A 20,128-nucleotide genomic window follows, 5' to 3' on the forward strand; every position below is an offset into this window, starting at 1 on the left:
TCCGGCGCGGTCACTGAGCATTTCGAGCCGGCCGCCCGTGCGGGCAGGCTCCAAGGAGAATCCCATGCGCTATTCCAACTTCACCCAACGCATCGCCGGCGACGGCGCCGCCGCCTGGGACATCCACTACCGCGCCCTGGCGCGCATGGAGAAGGGCGACGACATCCTCCTGCTGTCGGTGGGCGACCCGGACTTCGATACCCCGGTGCCCATCGTGCAGTCGGCCATCGACAGCCTGCTGGCCGGCAACACCCATTACGCCGACGTGCGCGGCAAGCGTTCGCTGCGCGAAGCCATCGCCCGCCGCCACACCCAGCGCAGCGGCCAGGCCGTCAGCGCCGACGAAGTCGTCGTGCTGGCCGGCGCCCAGTGCGCGTTGTATGCCGTGGCGCAGTGCGTGCTCAACCCGGGCGACGAAGTCATCGTTGCCGAGCCGATGTACGTCACCTACGAAGCGGTGTTCGGTGCCTGCGGCGCCAAGGTCGTCCCGGTGTCGGTGCGTTCCGAGCACGGCTTCCGCGTGCAGGCCGAGGACGTCGCCGCGCTGATCACCCCGCGCACCCGCGCACTGGCCATCAACAGCCCGCACAACCCCTCCGGCGCCAGCCTGCCGCGCGCCACCTGGGAAAAGCTGGCCGAGCTGTGCGTGAAAAATGACCTGTGGATGATTTCCGACGAGGTCTACAGCGAGCTGCTGTTCGACGGCGAGCACATCAGCCCCGCCAGCCTGCCGGGCATGGCCGAGCGCACCGCAACCCTCAACAGCCTGTCGAAATCCCACGCCATGACCGGCTGGCGGGTAGGCTGGGTGGTTGGCCCGCAGGAGCTCTGCGTCCACCTGGAAAACCTTGCCCTGTGCATGCTCTACGGCTCGCCGGACTTCATCCAGGACGCCGCCTGCACCGCGCTGGAGGCCAAGCTGCCGGAACTGGAAGCCATGCGCGAGGCCTACCGCCAGCGCCGCGACCTGGTGCTCGACTGCCTGGCCGATTGCGTCGGCGTGCGCGCCCTGCGCCCGGACGGCGGCATGTTCGTGATGGTGGACATCCGCGCCACCGGGCTCTCCGCCCAGGACTTCTCCAACCTGCTGCTGGACCGCCACGGCGTCTCGGTACTGGCCGGCGAAGCCTTCGGCCCCAGCGCCGCCGGGCACATCCGCCTGGGCCTGGTGCTCGGTGCCGAACCGCTGCGCGAAGCCTGCCGCCGCATTGCCCTGTGCGCTGCCGAACTGCTGAAGGAAAAACGCTATGCATGACCGCACGCAGCTCTACATCGACGGCGCCTGGGTGGCGCCGCAAGGACAAGGCCTGGCCGAGGTGCAGAACCCGGCCACCGAGGAATGCGTCGGTCGCGTGCCGCTGGGCGGCGAAGCGGACGTGAACCGCGCGGTGGACGCCGCGCGCCGTGCCTTCCCGGCCTGGTCGCAGACGCCGTCTCACGTGCGCGCCGGCTACATCCGCGCGCTGGCCGAACAACTGAAGAAGCGCGCCGACGAGATGGCCGCGCTGATCACCGCCGAGCTGGGCATGCCGGTGCAGTGGTGCCGCATGGTGCAGGTCGACGGGCCGATCGAGGGCCTGGAAAGCTACGCCGCGATGGCCGCGCACATGGACGAAGTGCGCGAGGTCGGCAACTCGCTGATCGTGAAGGAGGCGGTGGGCGTCTGCGCCTTCATCAACCCCTGGAACTACCCGCTGCACCAGATGATCGGCAAGCTCGCCCCGGCGCTGGCCGCCGGCTGCACCGTGGTGGTCAAGCCCAGCCAGGACACCCCGCTGCACGCCTTCCTGCTGGCCGACATGGTCCATGCCATCGGCCTGCCGGCCGGCGTGTTCAACCTGGTCAGCGGTCCCGGCTCCAAGGTTGGCGAAGCCCTGGCGCGCCACCCGGACGTGGACATGGTGTCCTTCACCGGCTCCACCGGTGCGGGCGTCAAGGTCTCCGAAGCCGCGGCGCCGACGGTCAAGCGCGTGTGCCTGGAGCTGGGCGGCAAATCGCCGTTCCTGATCACCGACAATGCTGACCTCGCCGCCGCCGTGCGCCATGGCGTGCAGGACGTGATGATCAACTCCGGGCAAACCTGTACCGCGCTGACCCGCATGCTGCTGCCCGCCAGCCGCTACGACGAAGCCGTGGAAATCGCCCGCGCCGAAGCCCTCTCGCTGAAGATGGGCGACCCGCTGGACGCCGACAGTTTCCTCGGCCCGATGTGCTCGGCCGGCCAGCGCCGCACCGTGCTCGACTACATCCGCGTCGGCCTGGAAGAGGGCGCCCAACTGATCTGCGGTGGCGCCGAGCGTCCCGCTCACCTGGAGCGCGGCCATTACGTGCAGCCGACGATCTTCGCCGGCGTGAACAACCAGATGCGCATCGCCCGCGAGGAAATCTTCGGTCCGGTGCTCTGTCTGATCCCCTATGCCGACGAGGCCGAAGCCATCGCCATTGCCAACGACTCGCCGTTCGGCCTGTCCAGCGCCGTGTGGGCGGGCGACCGCGAGCAGGGCCTGAAACTCGCCCGGCAGATGCGTGCCGGCCAATGCTTCGTCAACGGCGGTGCTTTCAACTACCGTGCGCCGTTCGGCGGCTACAAGCAGTCCGGCAACGGCCGCGAATGGGGCGAGCAGGGCTTGCACGAATTCGTCGAGCTCAAGGCCATCCAGCTTTAAACAGACCCCCTCTCCCTCCGGGAGAGGGCTGGGGTGAGGGCAGCGCCGCTCACCGATTTGTCAGGAATCCCTATGAACGTACTGATCGTCCACGCCCACAACGAACCGCAATCCTTCAGCACCGCGCTGTACCAGCTCGCCGAGGAAACCCTGCGTGGCCAGGGCCATGAGGTGCAGGTCTCCGACCTCTACGCGATGAACTGGAACCCGGTGGCCAGCGCCGCCGACTTTGGTGCGCGCGCCAACCCTGATTACTTGGTCTACGCCCTGGAACAGCGCGAAGGCGCCAAGGCCAAGACCATCGCCGCCGACATCCAGGCCGAGCTGGACAAGCTGCTCTGGGCGGACCTGGTGATCTTCAACTTCCCGATCTACTGGTTCTCGGCGCCGGCCATCCTCAAGGGCTGGTTCGACCGCGTGTTGGTCTCGGGCATCTGCTACGGCGGCAAGCGCTTCTACGACCAGGGCGGCCTGGCCGGCAAGAAGGCGCTGGTGACCGTGACCCTCGGCGGGCGCGACCACATGTTCGGCGAAGGCGCCATCCACGGCCCGCTGGAAGACATGCTGCGACCGATCCTGCGCGGCACTCTGGCCTACACCGGCATGACCGTGCTGCCACCCTTCGTCGCCTGGCACGTGCCCTACATCAGCAACGACGCGCGCGTGGACTTCCTGCGCCAGTACCAGGACCGCCTGCAGAATCTGGAGAACGACCAGCCGCTGGAGTTCGTGCGCCTGGACCAGTTCGACGAGCGTCTGTACCCGCTGCCGCGCTGATCGCTTTCGCTTTTTGTAGGAGCGAGCTTGCTCGCGAACAGATTCCCGGCGACTCCGGAGTGAAATGGGTTCGCGAGCAAGCTCGCTCCTACACATTCCGGCTCGACTCCGGTGCTCCGGTCAGAAATGAAAAAGGGCGGCCATCCGCAGATGGCCGCCCCAGGAGAAAAAGTCAGTCGCTGCAGCCAGGTATGCGCGGGGGAGAGGGCCGTCGATGGGTGTATCGGCGGCCGTACGATGAGCCTGGTATGCCCAACGTTGCTGCAGCGACTTGGCTGGCACTATACGCAGTAACAATCGCCAGAAAACGACCCTATACTGCGATTCAGTTTTGCGACGAAGACAACAATGGTCGTCGTTTCCTACAGGCTGAATTGAGCAGGGGGCTCCATGGACGTACTTCACGCGATGCGGGCCTTCGTCCGCGTGGTGGACGCCGGCAGCTTCACCGCCGCCGCCAACGCCCTGGGGTTATCCACCGCCCAGGTCTCGCGCGTCGTCTCCGATCTCGAATCCCAGCTTGAAGCCCGCCTGCTGCACCGCACCACCCGTCGCCTGGCGCTGACCGAAACCGGCGAGCGCTACCTGCAGCGCTGCCGGGAAATCCTCGCCGATGTCGACGAGGCGGAAGCCGAAGCCAGCGGTGCGCACCTCAATCCCCGTGGCCGCCTGCGCGTGCATTCGCTCACCGGCCTGGGCCAGCAGCACCTGATCCCGCTGATCTCGCGCTACTGCGAGTCCTTCCCCGAGGTCTACATCGAGCTGACCCTGGCCCAGCGCCAGCCGGACATCCTCGAAGAAGGCCAGGACGTGGTGATCACCCGCGACCGCGAACTGCCCGACTCCGAGTTCGTCGCCCAGACCCTGGGCACCATCTACAGCGTGCTCTGCGCCAGCCCCGAGTACCTCAAGCGCCGCGGCACCCCGCAGACCGTGGCCGACCTGCACCAGCACCAGTGCCTGCGCCTGCAGGACCCGACCTTCCCCGAGGGCTGGGCGTTCGAGGAGGGCAACGAGGCCAGCGTGATCCGCCCGCGCGACACCTTCATGGTCAATGTCGCCGAGGCGCTGACCGGCGCCGCCGCCGCCGGCATGGGCATCTGCCTGCTGCCCAGTTACGTCGCGGCGCCCGCGCTGCGCAAGCGTTCGCTGGTGCGGGTGCTGCCCCGGCACAGCCTTCACGTGCGGCAGATCTATGCGCTGTACCCGTCGCGGCGTTTCCTCGACGCGAAGATCCGCACCTGGGTGGAGTTCCTCAAGGCGGAGCTGCCCCGGGTCTTCGCAGAAGACGAAGCAGCGCTCAACGATCCCGTCAACTGGGCCTGAGCCGCCACCAGGCTGCGGCAGAACGCCGCGGTCGCTCTATATCAGGCTTCTTGATCGAATACCGACGATTGTTGCTTTTTAGGCAATGCTTTGTTGGTTAGCTAGCTATTTTTCTACCCACTGTTGCGCCGTAACCTTTCCACATCCCCGACCAACCGGGTGTTCAGAAAGGATCTTCATCATGTCCCGTTCGCTTTTTGTTGCTGCCCTGCTGTCCGTTTGCACGCTGTCCTTCACCCAACTGAGCTTCGCCGAAGAGTCGCGCCTGATGACCAACAAGATGGTCGAGGCCAACCAGGCGGCCATCGCTCAGCAACAGGCCCAGTCCGCCGAGCAGACTGCCAAGGCCGCCGCCGACAGCCGCGCCGATTCCTGATCGGCCACTTCCCCCGGGAGGCCCGGTGCGTGAGCCGGGCTTCTCAACACCTTGCGCCGCATATGACATGCGGCGTTTTTTTGCCCGAGTTTTCTGCGGCCGGCCGGCGACTGTTACAGATGCGGTAACAGTCTTTCGCTGCCAGTGGCCTGTATTCCTGTCTTATCGGTCAATATACTTGACCCAACAGCGCTGCTTTCGAGGAGCGCCGTTCCCGGCCTCACCGCCGGCAAGCTTCCCGACGTCGATATGTGATTGCTCCGAATCGACGTCTATCTCAAGGCCGCTGCTATCAGCGGCTTTTTTTTGCCTGTGGAAAAGTCGCCGGGTCTGCCGATGGCGCTGTGCTGAGCGTCCGGCGTGGCGGATGGGCATAATGTCTCCTCGTTCCCATCGCCCAGGATGCCGCTACGTGCAGGACAGCCCCTTCAACACCCCACGGGCCGAGCAGCACGCCGAAGCGGCGGCGCTCTGGCAGCCCTATGTCGCGGTTGCCGCGCTGTTCCTGCTCGGTATCGGCGCTCGATTGCTGGAGGTGCTCTGGCAATGGCACAGCGGTGTGCCCGTCGAACGACTGTGGCAGACACTGCCGGGGCAACTCGGCGCCTGGTTGTCCTCGCTGGCCGTCAGTGGCGCCCTGGTGGTGCTGTTCATGCAGGCCCAGCGGGAGCGGCACGGGATCCTGCGATTCCGCCCCCTGGCGGTCATCGCGGTGGCGTTCTTCGCGTTGCAGATGGTCGCCGAGCAGTTCTACAGCAAGGTTCTCGTCGCACCGATACAGGAGTTCGCCTTCTGGCTGGGCGATCTCAGCAACCAGTCGTTCGTCGTCATACCGATCGCGCTGCTGGGCGGGGCGCTGGTGCAACTGGTGCTGTCCCTGATCTGCCTGTGGATGGTTCTGGCGGTGACCCGCTCGCGCTCCGAACGCCAGACCTCGGAGGCGCTGCCGCCGATCCGGCGGATGCACGCCGCGCTCGGGGTTGCCCTTGCCTTCGCCGGGCTCACCGCCAAGCTGCTGTCGGGGCTGGTGCGTCTCTTCGTGCTCAACCGGATGGGGTATTGGGGGACTGCGCTGGAGGTCCTGGCATGGACGCTTCCCGCCGCGCTGGTGCTGCTGTGCGTCTACACGCGGCTTCCGAACTGGCTGCCGCGCTATTCAGCCGGCCGCGTACTGCTGTCGGGTGTGACCGCGGGCCTTGGCTGGCTGCTGTGCACGGCGCTGCTCGGCGTGCTCGGCTATGTCCTGTTCCATGACGCGCTGATGCGTATGCAGACCTCCGCGGGCCTGCCCCTGATCGCGTCTATCTCGATCCTCGGGCCGCTGCTGTTGTTGGCCGGCAGCACCTGTCTTGGCGCGCGCTGGTTGCCGGGGCGTCAGTCCTCGCCCAGGTAGTCCCCACGGCTCAGGCCATGGCGCTGCATCTTCTCGTTGAGGGTGCGGCGCGGCAGGCCGAGCAGCTCCATCACCGCCTTGATGTCGCCCTTGCACTGGCCCAGCGCCTGGCGGATGCACTGCGCCTCGTAGGCTTCCATGCGTTCGAAGAGGCCGTTGCCGGCGGGCTCGACGGGCGTGTCGTCGCGGTCCAGGCCGAGCACGTGGCGCTCGGCGGCGTTGGCCAGTTCGCGCACGTTGCCCGGCCAGTCGTGGGCAAGCAGGCGGGCCAGTTCGGTGGCCGACAGCGGCATCGACTCGCGGCCGAATTTCTCGCTGGCCAGCAGCGCGTAGTGTTCGAACAGCAGCGGGATGTCCTCGCGGCGTTCGCGCAGCGGCGGCAGGCGCAGCTCAGCGACGTTCAGGCGGTACACCAGGTCCTCGCGGAAGCGCCCGGCGCGGGCCTCTTCCAGCAGGTCCGGCTTGGTCGCAGCGATCACCCGCAAATCGACCTTGATGCTCTGGTTCGAGCCCAGGCGCTCCAGCTGTTGTTCCTGGAGCACGCGCAGCAGTTTCACCTGCTGGGCCAGCGGCATGCTCTCGATCTCGTCGAGGAACAGGCTGCCGCCGTTGGAGTGTTCCAGCTTGCCGACACGCTTGCCCTGGGCGCCGGTGAAGGCGCCGCTCTCGTGGCCGAACAGTTCGCTCTCGAATAACTGCTCGGGGATCGCCGCGCAGTTCAGCGCGACGAAGGGCTTGCCGGCACGCGGGCCGAAGCCGTGCAGGCAGCGCGCGACCAGCTCCTTGCCGCTGCCGGTGTCGCCACGGATCAGCACGTTCACCGGGGTGCCGGCCAGCGCCAGGATCTGTCGGCGCAGGGTTTCCATCGGCCGCGAGACGCCGAGCAGGCGCGATTCGATCTGGTCCTTGAGCGCCGCCTGCTCGCGCAGCTGGCGGTTTTCCTGAACCAGCCGGCGTTTCTCCAGGGCGCGGCGCAGGCTGTCGAGCAGGCGTTCGGGGGTGAAGGGTTTCTCGATGAAGTCGTAGGCGCCCTGGCGCATCGCCTGCACCGCCATGGGCACGTCGCCGTGGCCGGTGACCATGATCACCGGCAGGTCGCGGTCCTGCTGCTGCAGGCGTTCGAGCAGGGCCAGGCCATCGGTGCCGGGCATGCGCACGTCGCTGATGATCACGTCGGGCAGTTCGCGCGCCACGCTCTTCAGGCACTCGTCGGCGCTGCTGCACAGGCGCACGTCGAAGCCGGAGAGTTGCAGCCACTGCTGCACGGCGTCGCGGATGGCGGCTTCGTCGTCGACGAAGAGAATGGTCTGGCTCATGCTCGGATTTCTTCCGGGGCGGCGGGCAGGCTCAGGTGGAACAGCGCGCCGCCGGAGGGCTGGTTGGCGGCGCCGAGGCGCCCGCCGAGTTCATGGACGATGCCGTAGGATACCGCGAGCCCCAGGCCCAGTCCTTCGCCCACCGGTTTGGTGGTGAAGAAGGGATCGAAGACGCTGGCGAGGTTGGCTTCGTCGATGCCGGGGCCGTTGTCGGCGACGTCCAGGCACCAGTGATCGCCTTCGCGGCGCAGACTCAGGGTGATCTGCGGGTGTTCGATGCCGGCCAGCGCATCCAGGGCGTTGCGCAGCAGGTTGACCAGCACCTGTTCCAGGCGGATCGCATCGCCCAGCACCCAGGCCGGCTCGTCCAGCTGCCGGACGACTTCCACCCGCTCGTCGCGGATGCGCACGGCGAGCAGGTGCAGCGCCTGGTCCAGCACATGGCCCAGCTCGATGCGCTCGCGCAGGCCGCCGGGGGTCTTGCGGGCGAAGGTCTTCAGGTGGCCGGTGAGCGCGGCCATGCGTTCCAGCAGTTCATCCACCCGCAGCAAGGCGCTGCGGGCGTCGTCCTGGCGGCCGGCGTCGAGCAGCAGGCGCACGCTGGCCAGCTGCATGCGCTGGGCGGTGAGCGGCTGGTTGATCTCGTGGGCCAGCGCCGCGGACATTTGCCCCAGCGCGGCCAGCTTGGCGGCCTGCACCAGGCCATCCTGGGCGGTGCGCAGGGCGGCGGTGCGCTGCTCGACCAGTTGCTCCAGTTCTTCCTGGTTGCGCTGGCGCAGGCGGGCGAGGCGTCGCCGCTGGTGCAGCCAGAGCACCAGGAACACCAGCGCCAGCCAGGCGCCGGCGGCGGCGAGGCGGGCGCTGGTGACGTCGTTCTGGAGGCTGCCGGCGTCACGCAGCAGGTGCAGGGTCCAGTCGTCCTCGGGTAGCTCGACCGATTGCCAGAGGTAGTCGCCGCCGATTTCCTGGCCTTCCACCCGCGTCATCCGGGCGTTGTCGCCCAGGCGTTGGAGCGTCTGGTGAGACAGGGCGCTCAGCGGGTGCTGGTGGTACTGGCGGGTGTCCCTGAGTTCGGCGCGGGCCACGGCGTCCAGCGGCAGCAGTTCGCGGTAGCGCCAGCGCGGATGGTTGGCGAGGAACACGATGCCCTTGCTATCGCTCACCAGCACCACGTCCGGGGTCTGGCTCCACTGGCGTTCCAGGTCGGGGAACTCCAGCTTGACCACGATGGCGCCGAGGAAGTTGCCGGCGTCGTCGCGCACGGCGTTGGACAGGAAGTAGCCGGGAATCCCGGTGGTCACGCCCACCGCATAGAAGCGCCCGGCGCCTTGGGCGATGGTCTGGCGGAAGTAGGGGCGGAAGCTGTAGTTGTGGCCGACATAGCTGGTCGGCAGGTCCCAGTTGCTCGCCGCCACCGCCAGGCCGTCGCGGTCGAGCACTTCCAGGGTGGAGGAGCGCGCCGCGGCGTTGATCTGTTGCAGCTTGAGGTTGAGCCGGTGCTGCCGCTCGCCGGTCACCGGGCCTTGCAGGGCGCTGCGCAGGTCCGGGTCGAGGGCGAGCACCGCCGGAATGCTACGGAAGCGCTCGATCAACGTGTGCAGGGAGTTGGCGTAGAGGCCGAGCTGCTCGTGGGCCGCCTCCGCCTCGGCAAGCAGCGCGCGGTGCCGCGCCTGTTCGCCCGCCCAGTACGCCGACAGCAGCAGGCCGGCCAGCAGGAGCAGGCTGATCAGGGCGAGGCGAAGGGGGCGGGGAAGCGGCATTTTCGAAGCAAGTCGAGCATAGGACGGCGACGATAGCATGTTGTCGCACTGGTTCGGCGGCCGGCCGCCTCGCTACACTGCGGGCATCCCGACGGAGACGCATCCATGCAGTTGTTGTCCTGGACCCACGAAGGGTCCGCCGGTTTCACCCTGCGCGGCTGGCGCAGCGAGCCCAGCGGCAAACCGCTGCTGCACTTCATTCATGGCAACGGTTTCTGCACCCGCGCCTATGAGCCGCTGCTCAAGCTGCTGGCGAAGGATTTCGACCTCTGGCTGTGCGACGTCCAGGGCCATGGCGACAGCGACCATGGCGGGCGTTTCCACGGCTGGAACCGCAACGCCGAGATGGCGGTGGAAGCCTTCGAGGCCGGGCGCGGCGCATTCGGCGACGTGCCGCGTTACGCCTGTGGGCACAGCTTCGGCGGCGTGCTGACCAGCCTGATCCTCGGGCGTCATCCGCAGCTGTTCCGCCGCGCCGTGCTGCTCGACCCGGTGCTGTTCACCCCGGCGATGATCGGCGTGATGGCGCTCTCCGAGGTGCTCGGCCTGCATCAGCGCCGCACCATGGTGCAGAAGGCGCGCGCCCGGCGCAGCCAGTGGCCGGACCGCGAGGCCGCCTACGCCAGCCTGCATGGCCGGGGCATCTTCAAGGGCTGGACCGACGCCGCGCTGTGGGCCTATGTGGAGCACGCGATGAAGGCGGTGGAGGGCGGCGTCGAACTGAAATGCCGGCCCAGCCGCGAGGCGGAAATCTTCAGCTCCTTCCCCAAGCGCCTGTGGCCGTCGCTGAACAAGGTGGTGACGCCGACCCAGGTGCTGTTCGGCGAGCACACCTATCCCTTCGTGCCCAAGGCGGTGGCGCGCTGGTGCGCGAGCAACCCGGCGATCAGCGGGCAATGCGTCGATGGCGGGCACTGCTTCATGCAGGAGTATCCCGAGGACAGCGCGGAGCGCGTTTCGCGCTTCCTGCTGGGCCACGAATGAACGACCCGGCCCGCGAGTCCGTCTGGCTGGCGCTGTCCGAGCTGTGGCTGGACACCGAGCTGGATAAGCCCGGTCGCGCCGCCATCGCGAAGACCCTGGCGATCAGCGGCTTTTCCGTGGCGGAGCTGGAGGCGATCTACCGCCTGGAGGTGGCGCCGGTGGTCTGGACCAACGCCTGGGCGACGGCGGGCGTGTGGCAAGGCTTCGATCCGGACTGGCTGTTCGAGGCCTGCCGGCGTAACCAGAAGCGCCGGCATTCGCTGTGGCACCGTGGGCGTTGCCGGCTGCTACGGCGGGCGATGACGGCGGCGGTGGAACAGGACTGGCGCAAGATCCGCGCGCAGCTCTAGTCGCCGACCTTCTTGTCCTGGTGCGCCCGGCGCCATTCGTCCAGGCGCACCACCTCGGCCTTGGGGCGCGACGGCGGGGTGTCGTCGAACACCGCGTCGACGATCTCGTCATCGACCGGGTTGAAGGTCGCAACCGGCGCGACGACGGTCGCCCGCGGCTCGGGCGCCATGCGGAAGGGCGCCAGCTCGATGCGGCCCAGGTAGTGGCCGAACATGCGGATGGTGCCGTTGTAACGTTCCTGGCCGGTGGCGGTGAATTCGAAGCCGTATTCACGGGCCAGGCGCAGGTGGTTGCGGCCATCCCGGCGGAAGCGGATGCGCTGCAGGGCCATGGCTTCGTCGAGCAGTTCCACGCCCTCGCGCGCGCAGTGCTGCTTGGCCAGGACCAGCGCACGCTCACGAATGCCATGGGCGCGCCACCACCAGGCGGCAGCCGCGACAATCAGCATGAAGACGAAAAGATTGCCCAGGTCCACTTCTACTTCCTCGGAATCGGCGCATCAGCTTACTCACTCCGCCGCCGGGCGGCGAGGGGCGGATGTTCACAGCCCGTGAATTGCGCCCCATACTGCCCCATTCCGTTGCAGGACACCGTTATGTCGCGCACTCCCCACGTTCTCGCCATCCAGTCCCACGTCGTCTTCGGCCATGCCGGCAACAGCGCCGCCGAGTTCCCCATGCGCCGCGTCGGGGTCAACGTCTGGCCGCTGAATACCGTGCAGTTCTCCAACCATACTCAGTATGGTCACTGGACCGGCCAGGTGCTGCCGCCGGAGCAGATTCCCGCGCTGGTCGACGGCATCGCCGCCATCGGCGAACTGGGCAACTGCGATGCGGTGTTGTCGGGCTACCTGGGCAGCGCGGAGCAGGGGCGTTCGATCCTCGAAGTGGTACGCCGTATCCGCGAGGTGAACCCGCGCGCGGTGTACCTGTGCGACCCGGTGATGGGCCATCCGGAGAAGGGTTGCATCGTCGCTCCGGAAGTCGGCGAGTTCCTGCTCGACGAAGCCGCCGCCGTGGCCGACTACCTGTGCCCGAACCAGCTGGAGCTGGACAGCTTCTGCGACCGCCAGCCGACCTCGCTGGAAGACTGCGTGGCCATGGCGCGCGGCCTGCTGGAGCGCGGCCCGAAGGCGGTCCTGGTGAAGCACCTGAACTATCCGGGCAAGCCGGCGGACGCCTTCGAGATGCTGCTGGTGACGCCGGGCGAGACCTGGCACCTGCGCCGTCCGCTGCTGGCTTTCCCGCGCCAGCCGGTGGGGGTGGGCGATCTCACCTCCGGGCTGTTCCTCGCCCGCTTGCTGCTGGGCGACGACCTGCGCAGCGCCTTCGAATTCTGCGCCGCCGCCGTGCATGAAGTGCTGCTGGAGACCCAGGTTTGCGGCAGCTACGAGCTGGAGCTGGTGCGGGCGCAGGATCGCATCGCGCATCCGCGGGTGAAGTTCGAGGCGGTGAAGCTGGGCTGAGTTGAGCGCGATTCTGGGGAAGTCCTGCGCTGAGCTTTCCCCTCACCCTCTCCCGGAGGGAGAGGGGACTGTCCTGAGTGTGCGGGCATGGCGAAGCTCGTCGGCTGACTCCGATATATCCACAGAATGCCGAACGGCTCCCTCTCCCTCCGGGAGAGGGCTGGGGTGAGGGGAGGCCCGGCACCAAGTCTCAGGCCGACTGCGGCAACTCGTCGTCGCTGACGGCCCTTTCGGCCCCCTGCCGCTCCACCTGCTCGACCATTCCCCGGGCGATTTCCCGCTCGCCCATGATCACCAGGTTGGCGCCGTTCTGCTCCAGGTAGTCCACCTCGGCATCGAAGTGGGCACGGGCGACGATGTTCAGGTCCGGGTTGATCGCCCGCGCGTGGCTGGCGATGGTCCCGGCCTCGAAGCCGTTGGGGATGGCGATCAGCAGCCAGCGCGCCGAGGCGATGTTAGCCTGGGCCAGTACCTCGGGATGGGCCGCGTTGCCGACTACCACGCATAGGCCGTGCTCGCGCAGCTCGGCCGCCTTCTCGCGTTTGTCCTCGATCACCACCAGCGGCACCTTGTCCTGGCGCAGGCGCTCGCTCACCAGCGCGCCGACCCGGCCGTGGCCAATGAGGATTGCATGGTCATGCTCCAGCACCGGCGGCGGCAGGTCCTGGGCCTCTACCTGCACCACGCCCGGCTCGCTTTCGGCCTTCTGCGCCTGGCGCGCCTGCAGGCGGTCGATGGCGATGAACAGCAGCGGGTTGACCAGGATCGACAGGATCGCCCCGGCCAGCACCAGGTCGCGGCCCGCCTCGGGCAGCAGGTTCAGGCTGACCCCCAGGCCGACCAGGATGAAGGAGAACTCGCCGATCTGCGCCAGGCTCGCGGCGATGGTCAGCGCGGTGCTGTTGGGGTGGCCGAACATCCGCACGATGACGTACGCCGCCACCGACTTGCCGAAGACGATGACCAGGAAGGTCGCCAGTACCGGCAGTGGCTCGTGGATCAGGATCGCCGGGTTGAACAGCATGCCCACCGAGACGAAGAACAGCACGGCGAAGGCGTCGCGCAGTGGCAGCGAATTCTCGGCGGCCTCGTGGCTGAGCTCGGACTCGTTGAGGATCATCCCGGCGAAGAAGGCGCCGAGGGCGAAGGACACGCCGAAGATCACCGCCGAGCCATAGGCGATGCCCAGGGCGATGGCCAGCACGGCCAGGGTGAACAGCTCGCGCGAGCCGGTCTTGGCCACGCGCTCCAGGGCCCAGGGCACGATGCGCCGGCCACCAAGGATCATCACCGCGACGAAGGCGGCGACCTTGCCCAGGGTCAGCAGGATCGGCATCAGCACGCTGCCTTCGTTGCCGTCGGAGGTACCGCCGAGGGAGCCGGCCAGCGCCGGCAGCAGGACCAGGGTGAGAACCATCGCCAAGTCCTCGACGATCAGCCAGCCGATGGCGATGCGGCCGCGCTTGGTGTCGATCAGCTGGCGCTGCTCCAGGGCGCGCAGCAGGACCACGGTACTGGCCACCGACAGGGCCAGGCCGAACACCAGGCCTGCGCCGAACTGCCAGTCCATCATCCAGGCCAGGCCCATGCCGAGCAGGGTGGCGACGCCGATCTGCACCACCGCGCCGGGGATGGCGATGGCTTTGACCGACAGCAGGTCCTTCAGGGAGAAGTGCAGGCCGACGCCAAACATCAGCAGGATCACGCCCAGTTCGGCGATCTCGCCGGACAGCGCCTGGTCGGCGACGTAACCGGGGGTGAAGGGGCCGGCCAGCACGCCGGCGACCAGGTAGCCCACCAGCGGTGAAATACGCAGACGGTTGGCCAGGGCGCCGAGGACGAAGGCCAGCACGAAGCCGACAGCGAGGGTGGTAAGCAGGGGCGTGTGATGCATGGTCTGGGCTCCGGGCACGCAGGGAGCAACCGGAGCCGGTGGGCCCAGGTTGCTCGAAGGTGGATCACGGGGGCAAACCCGCGTATGAAAACTCTAGGCGCTGGAATGAATTCCTACATTGCTTTCGCGCAAGAGTAACCCGTTGACGCGACAGAATTTTTTCGAGGCACAGGCAATTCTTATCAAGAAATGTCGCGATCGTCTGTCATTCGTCGCGAATTGCCTTGTAGCGCTGTTCCAGCTCCTGGCGCAGCTGGCGACGCTGCTGGGCCTGGGCGAAGCGGCGTTTCTCGTCCTTGGTCTGCGGCTCCAGCTGCGGTACCGCGGTGGTTTTGCGCTCATCGTCGAGCGCCACCATGGTGAAGAAGCAGCTGTTGGTGTGGCGCACCGACTTCTCGCGGATGTTCTCGGTGACCACCTTCACGCCGATTTCCATGGAGGTGCGGCCGGTGTAGTTGACCGAGGCCAGGAAGGTGACCAGTTCGCCGACATGGATCGGCTCGCGGAAGATCACCTGGTCCACCGACAGGGTTACCACATAGTGGCCGGCATAGCGGCTGGCGCAGGCGTAGGCGACTTCGTCGAGGTACTTGAGCAGGGTGCCGCCGTGGACATTGCCGGAGAAGTTGGCCATGTCGGGGGTCATCAGGACGGTCATGCTGAGCTGGTGGTTGCCGGGTTCCATGCTGTTCTCTGTGGCCAATGGAAAAGGGACCCACTCTGGACGCACCGGGGCGGGGCTCGCGACACAGTTTTTTCTATACCGCCGATTGGCGCCTGGCACCAGTGGACGCTCCGCCAGCGGTGCATCCGTCGTTCGATCAACGCCCCGCAACGACAACGGGCGGCCATGGCCGCCCGTTGTCGGTGGTGCCGGATCAGCGTCCGGCGGAGAGACCGAAGTCGATGGCCAGGTCCGCGCCGGTGATGGCCTCGGATTCCGGTTTGCACAGGTACCACACCAGTTCGGCGACTTCTTCCGGGCGGATGAAGCGCGCCACCTTGCCCTGTGGATAATCTTTCAGCAGTTCGAGTTTGTAGGCTGCCGGATTGCCCTGGCCATAGCGCTCGGCCTGGTAGTCGAGCATCGGCGTGGCGATGTCGGCGGGCGAAATGGCGTTGACCCGCACGCCCGACTCGGCCAGTTCCAGCGCCAGGGTGCGGGTGAGCATGGTCAGCGCCGCCTTGCTCGCGCAGTAGGCCGCGGAGCCGCGATAGGCCTGGCGGCCGGAGTCGCTGGAGATGTTGACGATGCAGCCGTGGTTCTCCTTGAGATAAGGCGTCGCCGCCTGGCACATGTAGAAGGCAGCCTTGAGGTTCACGCCCATCACCAAGTCGAAGTCGTCCTCATTGAAGTCTTCCACCGGCCCTTCGCGCCAGACGCCGGCGGCGTTCACCAGGGCGTCGAGGCGGCCGGTGCGAGCGAGGATGTCGGAGACCAGGCTGTGGCAGTTGTCGGCGCGTCGCAGGTCACCGACGGCGGTGGCATCCAGCGGCACCTGGGCGTTCAGTGCGTGCAGGCCGGCTTTATCCACATCGGTGGCGGCGATGCGCCAGTGGCTCTGGGCGAAACGTTTGGCGATGGCTTTTCCGAGGCCACCGGCGGCGCCGGTGATCAGTACGACAGGAGTGCTCATTGTCTACGGGTTCTCCCTGCCTGAGAGAGGACGGCGGCCGGCAGGCAGTACCGGCGGGCGCCGTTTCGACGACGGGGCGCATCCGCGCCCCGTGCAATTACAGACCAAGAAAAGACCAGATTCTTCAGTCTGACAGGGTAAATTTTTCGTAAGGCTGTCGTGGGTCAGTGGGGAGGGTTGAGTTGGTCGTGTCCCCGGCAAGTTCAAAGGCCCCTCACCCTAACCCTCTCCCGGAGGGAGAGGGGACTGAATGGTGCAGGATGAAACTGCGCAATCAGCCGGCACGGACGGCCCCCTCTCCCTGAGGGAGAGGGCTGGGGTGAGGGGGAAGCCCTGGCACCGAGCGACCATTCACGCGTGATTCAGGTACCAGCGCCAGTCCTGCTCGCCGACCTCGCCCATGAACTGGCGGTACTCTTCCCACTTGATCGCCAGGAACACCTTGAGGAATTCCTCGCCCAGCGCCTCGCGGGCCCAGGTGGAGGACTCCAGCGCGCGCAGCGCGGTGAGCCAGTCAGTGGGGAGGAATTCGGTGGCCTGTTCGTAGCCGTTGCCGACGATGGGGGCGCCCGGGTCGATCTGCTCGCGGATGCCTTCGTGGATGGCCGCGAGGATCGCCGCCGCCGCCAGGTACGGGTTGGCGTCGGCGCCGCAGATGCGGTGCTCGATGTGCCGGCTCTTGGCCGGGCCGCCGGGTACGCGGAACGACACGGTGCGGTTGTTCACGCCCCAGCTCTTGGCCAGCGGCGCGTAGCTGTTGGCCTGGAAGCGGCGGAAGGAGTTGGCGTTGGGGCAGAAGATCGCCAGGGAATCCAGCAGGCGGGCCATCATGCCGCCGATGGAGTGGCGCAGCAGCGGGGTGCCGTGGATGTCTTCGCTGGCGTAGAGGTTGTTGCCCTGTTCATCGGCCAGGCTGACGTGCAGGTGCATGCCGGAGCCGGCGCGGTCGCCGAACGGCTTGGCCATGAAGCAGGCCTGCAACCCGTGCTTGTTCGCCACGCCCTTCACCAGGCGCTTGTAGCGCACGCCTTCGTCGATGGCCTGCATCACGTCGAAGCGGTGTTCCAGGGTCAGCTCGACCTGGCCCGGCGCGTATTCGGAAATTGCCGTGCGCACCGGCAGGCCCTGGGCTTCGCACGCGGCGTAGAGGTCGTCGAGGAACGGCTGCAGCTGTTCCAGTTCGTAGACGCCATAGACCTGCGGCGCCTCCGGGCGGATGCCGTTCATTTGCACGGCCGGCTGCGGACGGCCGTTGGCGTCGCGCTGCTTGTCCAGCAGGTAGAACTCCAGCTCCACCGCCATCACCGGGTGGAAGCCGTCGGCCTTCAGCCGGTCGACCACGCGCAGCAGCGCCTGGCGCGGATCGGCCGGGGTGGCCGGCAGGCCCTGGGTCGGGTGCATGCTCACCTGCAACTGCCCGGTGGGGCTGGCGCGCCAGGGCTGCAGGGTCAGGCTGCCGGGCAGCGGGTAGGTCCAGCAGTCGGCGTCGGCGACTTCCCAGACCAGGCCGGTGCCTTCGACGTCCTCGCCCTGCACGGTCAGCGCGAGGATCGAGCTGGGCAGCGGGCGGCCGTTGTCGTAGATCGCCAGCAGCTCGTCACGGTGCAGCAGCTTGCCGCGCGGGATGCCGTTGGAATCGATGATGAAGAGTTCGATGCTGCGCACGTCCGGGTGGGCGGCGAGGAAGGCTTCGGCTTCCTTTCGATCGGCGAATTGCATGGTGGTCCTCGGTTGGCGCGGGGCGCCGGAATGCTTTGTGTTGTCTGGGCTCCCGCGTTCGCGGGAGCGACGGAGTCATCCGGTCATCCCCGCGAACGCGGGGATCCAGAAACCAGAGTAGGGGCGGTTTCGATCAGGCCTCGCGCGCGCCGGGGATAGCCAGCAGCTCGGTGATGCCGGCATCGAGGGTCTCGATCAGGCGATCCACGTCGGCGGCGGTGGTGTCCGGGCAGCACAGGGTCATGTTGTGGAACGGCGTGATGAGGATGCCGCGGTTGATCAGGTACAGGTGCAGGGCCATCTGCAGTTCGTCGTGGAAGGCCGCTTCGGCCTCGGCGCCGGTGCGCGGGGAGACGGGGCAGAACTGGAACTCGCTGCGTGCGCCCAACTCGGTCACCGACCACTTCAGCTCGTGCTTGGCGATCAGCCGGCGGAAGCCGTCGGCCAGGCGCTTGGCCAGCGGCAGCATGTGGTCGTAGGCCGCCTGGGTCATTACCTGTTCCAGGTTGGCGCGCATGCAGTGCATGGCCAGGGCGTTGGCCGAGAGCGTGGTGCCCATGCCGCTGTGGCCGTGGCCATGGCTGTCTTTCTGGGCGCTCTTGCGCGAGGCGGCCATGCGTTCGGCCATCTCCGCGCTGCAGCCGAAGATGCCGCAGGGCACGCCGCCGGCGATCGGCTTGCCGACCACGAAGAAGTCCGGGTCGAGGTTCCACAGTCTGGTGCAGCCACCGATGTTGGTGGAGATGGTGTGGGTTTCGTCGATGATCAGCAGCGAACCGTATTTACGGGTCAGCTCGCGGCACTTCTGCATGAAGCCCGGATCGGGCAGGACCATGCCGATGTTGGTCATCGCCGGCTCGCACAGCAGGGCGCAGACGTCGCCCTGGGCCAGCGCGGCTTCCAGCGCTTCGACGTCGTTGAAAGGGATGGAGCGGCTGTGCTGGGTCAGGTCGTAGGCCTGGCCGACCAGGCCGGAGCGGTGCACGGTTTCGCCGTCGCGGTAGCGCACCATCACGTCGTCCACGGTGCCGTGGTAGCAGCCGTCGAACACCAGCAGCGTCTTGCGCCTGGTCACCGCGCGGGCCCAGCGCAGCACGTAGCGGTTGGAGTCGGTGGCGGTGGCGGTCACCTGCCAGTAGGGCAGGCCGAAGCGCTCCGCGAGCAGCTCGCCGCAGACCACGGCGTCTTCGCCGGGGAGCATGGTGGTCAGGCCGCGGGCGCCTTGTTCGGCGAGGGCGCGGGCGATCGGCGCCGGCGAGTGACCGAACATGCTGCCGGTGTCGCCCAGGCAGAAGTCCACATAGTCATGGCCGTCTACGTCATGGAAGCGGGCGCCCTGGGCGCGCTCGACGAACAGCGGGCAGGGCGTGGACCAGTCGGCCATCCAGTGCATCGGCACGCCAGCGTACAGCGACTTGTGCGCACGCTCGGCGAGGGCGACGGACTTGGGGTTCTGTTCCAGGAAGCGCTGGCGCTCACGGGCGGTGAAGAGATCAACGGCCTGTTGGGCGATTCCGCTGGCGGTCATGTTGCACACCTCGTTTGTTATTTCGCACATCTTCCATTTGTGATCACAAAAATGTCAATACAGAAGATGTTCAGCCTGATAATCTGGCCTGCAACAAATTCTGTGATCACAGATTGAAAAAAGGATACGCAAGATGATGCACAACTGCAGCCTGACCTTCGCCCAACTGCCGGCGCCGCCGGCCGGCCGGGAGTGATGTGCGATGGCCGACAACCTTCAGGAACAGCTGTACCTGGACCTGCGCCAGGCGCTCTTGAGCGGGCGCTTCCAGCCCGGCGAGCGGCTCAAGATCCGTGATCTGGCCGAAGAATGGGGCACCAGCCCGATGCCCGTGCGCGCCGCCCTGCAGCGGCTGGTGGCCGAGGGTGCGCTGGAAGGCGAGCCGCAGCGCTCGCTGCGGGTACCGGTGATGACCCGCGAGCGCTACCTGCAGATCCTGCAGGTGCGGCAGTCGCTGGAGGGCTTGGCGGTGGAGGATGCGGCCCGGCATCTGCGCCCGGCCGACATGGACGTGCTGCGCGAATGCACCGAGCGCATGGAAAGCGCGCTGAACGCCCGTGACGTCCAGGGCTATCTCGACGCCAACAGCCTGTTCCACCTCACGCTCTACAGCGCCTGCGGTAATCCGACCCTGCTGCGCATGATCGAGGCGCTCTGGCTGCAGGTCGGGCCATTCTTCAACCGCCTGTTCACCGAGGCCGATTTGTCGCTGCGCCTGAACGACTTCCACGAGGACGCGCTGCGCGCCTTGGAGCGCGGCGATGGCGCAGGCGCGCGCAAGGCCATCGAGCAGGACCTGGGCTATTGCGGCCAGTACCTGCTCAATCTGCTCGAACTGGAAAGCGGGGGACGGCTGGGGGCGCGATAGGCCCCGCAGCAAAGCGGACAGGATCAGCCAGGAGCGCGGGCGCTGCGCTCAGCTCCTTGCTGATCGAT

At 67.3% G+C, this 20,128-nt stretch carries 18 protein-coding genes; 10 read left to right on the forward strand and 8 right to left on the reverse strand.

What is annotated here, in order from left to right; all coding sequences use genetic code 11:
- Positions 1 to 64: 64 nt before the first annotated feature.
- The 6 genes from J5M67_RS08950 (at position 65) to J5M67_RS08975 (ending at position 6,538) form a co-directional block, all read left to right on the forward strand.
- Entirely contained in the window at positions 65 to 1,255 is a 1,191-nt protein-coding gene (locus tag J5M67_RS08950) for a pyridoxal phosphate-dependent aminotransferase (protein ID WP_207884943.1), read from the forward strand.
- Positions 1,248 to 2,666, forward strand: a complete 1,419-nt coding sequence (locus tag J5M67_RS08955) for an aldehyde dehydrogenase family protein (RefSeq protein ID WP_207884944.1) — start codon at positions 1,248 to 1,250, stop codon at positions 2,664 to 2,666. Before J5M67_RS08950 ends, J5M67_RS08955 begins: the two co-directional genes overlap by 8 nt.
- A 72-nt stretch (positions 2,667 to 2,738) precedes the next feature.
- A complete protein-coding gene (locus tag J5M67_RS08960; protein WP_207884945.1) occupies positions 2,739 to 3,443 on the forward strand; it encodes an NAD(P)H-dependent oxidoreductase in 705 nt (234 codons plus the stop codon).
- Between the two features lie 390 nt (positions 3,444 to 3,833).
- Positions 3,834 to 4,769 carry a LysR family transcriptional regulator gene (locus tag J5M67_RS08965; RefSeq protein WP_207884946.1) on the forward strand — a complete coding sequence of 312 codons (936 nt, stop codon included), beginning with the start codon at positions 3,834 to 3,836 and terminating at the stop codon, positions 4,767 to 4,769.
- 181 nt (positions 4,770 to 4,950) lie between these two features.
- Entirely contained in the window at positions 4,951 to 5,145 is a 195-nt protein-coding gene (locus J5M67_RS08970) for a hypothetical protein (protein ID WP_207884947.1), read from the forward strand.
- A 412-nt stretch (positions 5,146 to 5,557) separates the two neighbouring features.
- Positions 5,558 to 6,538, forward strand: a complete 981-nt coding sequence (locus J5M67_RS08975) for a hypothetical protein (protein ID WP_207884948.1) — start codon at positions 5,558 to 5,560, stop codon at positions 6,536 to 6,538.
- Here J5M67_RS08975 and J5M67_RS08980 read toward each other — a convergent pair.
- Together J5M67_RS08980 and J5M67_RS08985 are read right to left on the reverse strand one after the other, a co-directional pair.
- Positions 6,520 to 7,854 carry a sigma-54 dependent transcriptional regulator gene (locus J5M67_RS08980; protein WP_207884949.1) on the reverse strand — a complete coding sequence of 445 codons (1,335 nt, stop codon included), beginning with the start codon at positions 7,852 to 7,854 and terminating at the stop codon, positions 6,520 to 6,522. The genes J5M67_RS08975 and J5M67_RS08980 overlap by 19 nt on opposite strands.
- Entirely contained in the window at positions 7,851 to 9,614 is a 1,764-nt protein-coding gene (locus J5M67_RS08985) for an ATP-binding protein (RefSeq protein WP_207884950.1), read from the reverse strand. The genes J5M67_RS08980 and J5M67_RS08985 overlap by 4 nt, the downstream gene beginning before the upstream one ends.
- 105 nt (positions 9,615 to 9,719) lie before the next feature.
- Here J5M67_RS08985 and J5M67_RS08990 point away from each other — a divergent pair, with 105 nt between their 5' ends.
- On the forward strand, positions 9,720 to 10,598 hold the full coding sequence (locus J5M67_RS08990; RefSeq protein WP_207884951.1) for an alpha/beta fold hydrolase: 879 nt from the start codon (positions 9,720 to 9,722) through the stop codon (positions 10,596 to 10,598).
- Positions 10,595 to 10,948, forward strand: a complete 354-nt coding sequence (locus tag J5M67_RS08995) for a hypothetical protein (RefSeq protein WP_207884952.1) — start codon at positions 10,595 to 10,597, stop codon at positions 10,946 to 10,948. The genes J5M67_RS08990 and J5M67_RS08995 overlap by 4 nt, the downstream gene beginning before the upstream one ends.
- Here the strand turns inward: J5M67_RS08995 and J5M67_RS09000 are convergent.
- On the reverse strand, positions 10,945 to 11,424 hold the full coding sequence (locus J5M67_RS09000; RefSeq protein WP_207884953.1) for a DUF3301 domain-containing protein: 480 nt from the start codon (positions 11,422 to 11,424) through the stop codon (positions 10,945 to 10,947). The genes J5M67_RS08995 and J5M67_RS09000 overlap by 4 nt on opposite strands.
- A gap of 120 nt (positions 11,425 to 11,544) precedes the next feature.
- On the opposite strand from J5M67_RS09000, the gene pdxY reads away from it, so the two are divergent.
- Positions 11,545 to 12,414, forward strand: coding sequence for a pyridoxal kinase PdxY (pdxY, locus tag J5M67_RS09005; protein ID WP_207884954.1), 870 nt, complete (start codon positions 11,545 to 11,547; stop codon positions 12,412 to 12,414).
- A 190-nt stretch (positions 12,415 to 12,604) separates the two neighbouring features.
- Here the strand turns inward: pdxY and ybaL are convergent, their stop codons facing one another.
- The 5 genes from ybaL to J5M67_RS09030 all read right to left on the reverse strand — a co-directional run bounded on the left by ybaL (position 12,605) and on the right by J5M67_RS09030 (position 19,192).
- Complete coding sequence (ybaL, locus tag J5M67_RS09010) at positions 12,605 to 14,308, reverse strand: YbaL family putative K(+) efflux transporter (protein ID WP_207884955.1); 1,704 nt, start codon at positions 14,306 to 14,308, stop codon at positions 12,605 to 12,607.
- A 205-nt stretch (positions 14,309 to 14,513) separates the two neighbouring features.
- A complete protein-coding gene (locus tag J5M67_RS09015) occupies positions 14,514 to 14,993 on the reverse strand; it encodes an acyl-CoA thioesterase (protein ID WP_207884956.1) in 480 nt (159 codons plus the stop codon).
- A 193-nt stretch (positions 14,994 to 15,186) separates the two neighbouring features.
- Entirely contained in the window at positions 15,187 to 15,945 is a 759-nt protein-coding gene (locus J5M67_RS09020; RefSeq protein ID WP_207884957.1) for an SDR family NAD(P)-dependent oxidoreductase, read from the reverse strand.
- A 351-nt stretch (positions 15,946 to 16,296) separates the two neighbouring features.
- Positions 16,297 to 17,664, reverse strand: coding sequence for a glutamine synthetase family protein (locus J5M67_RS09025; protein ID WP_207884958.1), 1,368 nt, complete (start codon positions 17,662 to 17,664; stop codon positions 16,297 to 16,299).
- Between the two features lie 133 nt (positions 17,665 to 17,797).
- Positions 17,798 to 19,192, reverse strand: a complete 1,395-nt coding sequence (locus tag J5M67_RS09030) for an aspartate aminotransferase family protein (protein WP_207884959.1) — start codon at positions 19,190 to 19,192, stop codon at positions 17,798 to 17,800.
- A gap of 202 nt (positions 19,193 to 19,394) precedes the next feature.
- Between J5M67_RS09030 and J5M67_RS09035 the strand changes: the two genes are divergently transcribed.
- On the forward strand, positions 19,395 to 20,060 hold the full coding sequence (locus J5M67_RS09035) for a GntR family transcriptional regulator (protein WP_207884960.1): 666 nt from the start codon (positions 19,395 to 19,397) through the stop codon (positions 20,058 to 20,060).
- Positions 20,061 to 20,128: the final 68 nt, after the last annotated feature.

This window comes from Pseudomonas sp. 30_B (assembly GCF_017491605.1).
GTDB lineage: Bacteria > Pseudomonadota > Gammaproteobacteria > Pseudomonadales > Pseudomonadaceae > Pseudomonas.

Coding starts and splice junctions, on each gene's coding strand:
- J5M67_RS08970 (WP_207884947.1), top strand. CDS start 4,951: ATGTCCCGTTCGCTTTTTGTTGCTGCCCTGCTGTCCGTTTGCACGCTG.
- pdxY (WP_207884954.1), top strand. CDS start 11,545: ATGTCGCGCACTCCCCACGTTCTCGCCATCCAGTCCCACGTCGTCTTC.
- J5M67_RS09020 (WP_207884957.1), bottom strand. CDS start 15,945: ATGAGCACTCCTGTCGTACTGATCACCGGCGCCGCCGGTGGCCTCGGA.
- J5M67_RS08955 (WP_207884944.1), top strand. CDS start 1,248: ATGCATGACCGCACGCAGCTCTACATCGACGGCGCCTGGGTGGCGCCG.
- J5M67_RS08980 (WP_207884949.1), bottom strand. CDS start 7,854: ATGAGCCAGACCATTCTCTTCGTCGACGACGAAGCCGCCATCCGCGAC.
- J5M67_RS09025 (WP_207884958.1), bottom strand. CDS start 17,664: ATGCAATTCGCCGATCGAAAGGAAGCCGAAGCCTTCCTCGCCGCCCAC.
- J5M67_RS08960 (WP_207884945.1), top strand. CDS start 2,739: ATGAACGTACTGATCGTCCACGCCCACAACGAACCGCAATCCTTCAGC.
- J5M67_RS08985 (WP_207884950.1), bottom strand. CDS start 9,614: ATGCCGCTTCCCCGCCCCCTTCGCCTCGCCCTGATCAGCCTGCTCCTG.
- J5M67_RS08965 (WP_207884946.1), top strand. CDS start 3,834: ATGGACGTACTTCACGCGATGCGGGCCTTCGTCCGCGTGGTGGACGCC.
- J5M67_RS09030 (WP_207884959.1), bottom strand. CDS start 19,192: ATGACCGCCAGCGGAATCGCCCAACAGGCCGTTGATCTCTTCACCGCC.
- J5M67_RS09015 (WP_207884956.1), bottom strand. CDS start 14,993: ATGGAACCCGGCAACCACCAGCTCAGCATGACCGTCCTGATGACCCCC.
- J5M67_RS09035 (WP_207884960.1), top strand. CDS start 19,395: ATGGCCGACAACCTTCAGGAACAGCTGTACCTGGACCTGCGCCAGGCG.
- ybaL (WP_207884955.1), bottom strand. CDS start 14,308: ATGCATCACACGCCCCTGCTTACCACCCTCGCTGTCGGCTTCGTGCTG.
- J5M67_RS08990 (WP_207884951.1), top strand. CDS start 9,720: ATGCAGTTGTTGTCCTGGACCCACGAAGGGTCCGCCGGTTTCACCCTG.
- J5M67_RS08950 (WP_207884943.1), top strand. CDS start 65: ATGCGCTATTCCAACTTCACCCAACGCATCGCCGGCGACGGCGCCGCC.
- J5M67_RS08995 (WP_207884952.1), top strand. CDS start 10,595: ATGAACGACCCGGCCCGCGAGTCCGTCTGGCTGGCGCTGTCCGAGCTG.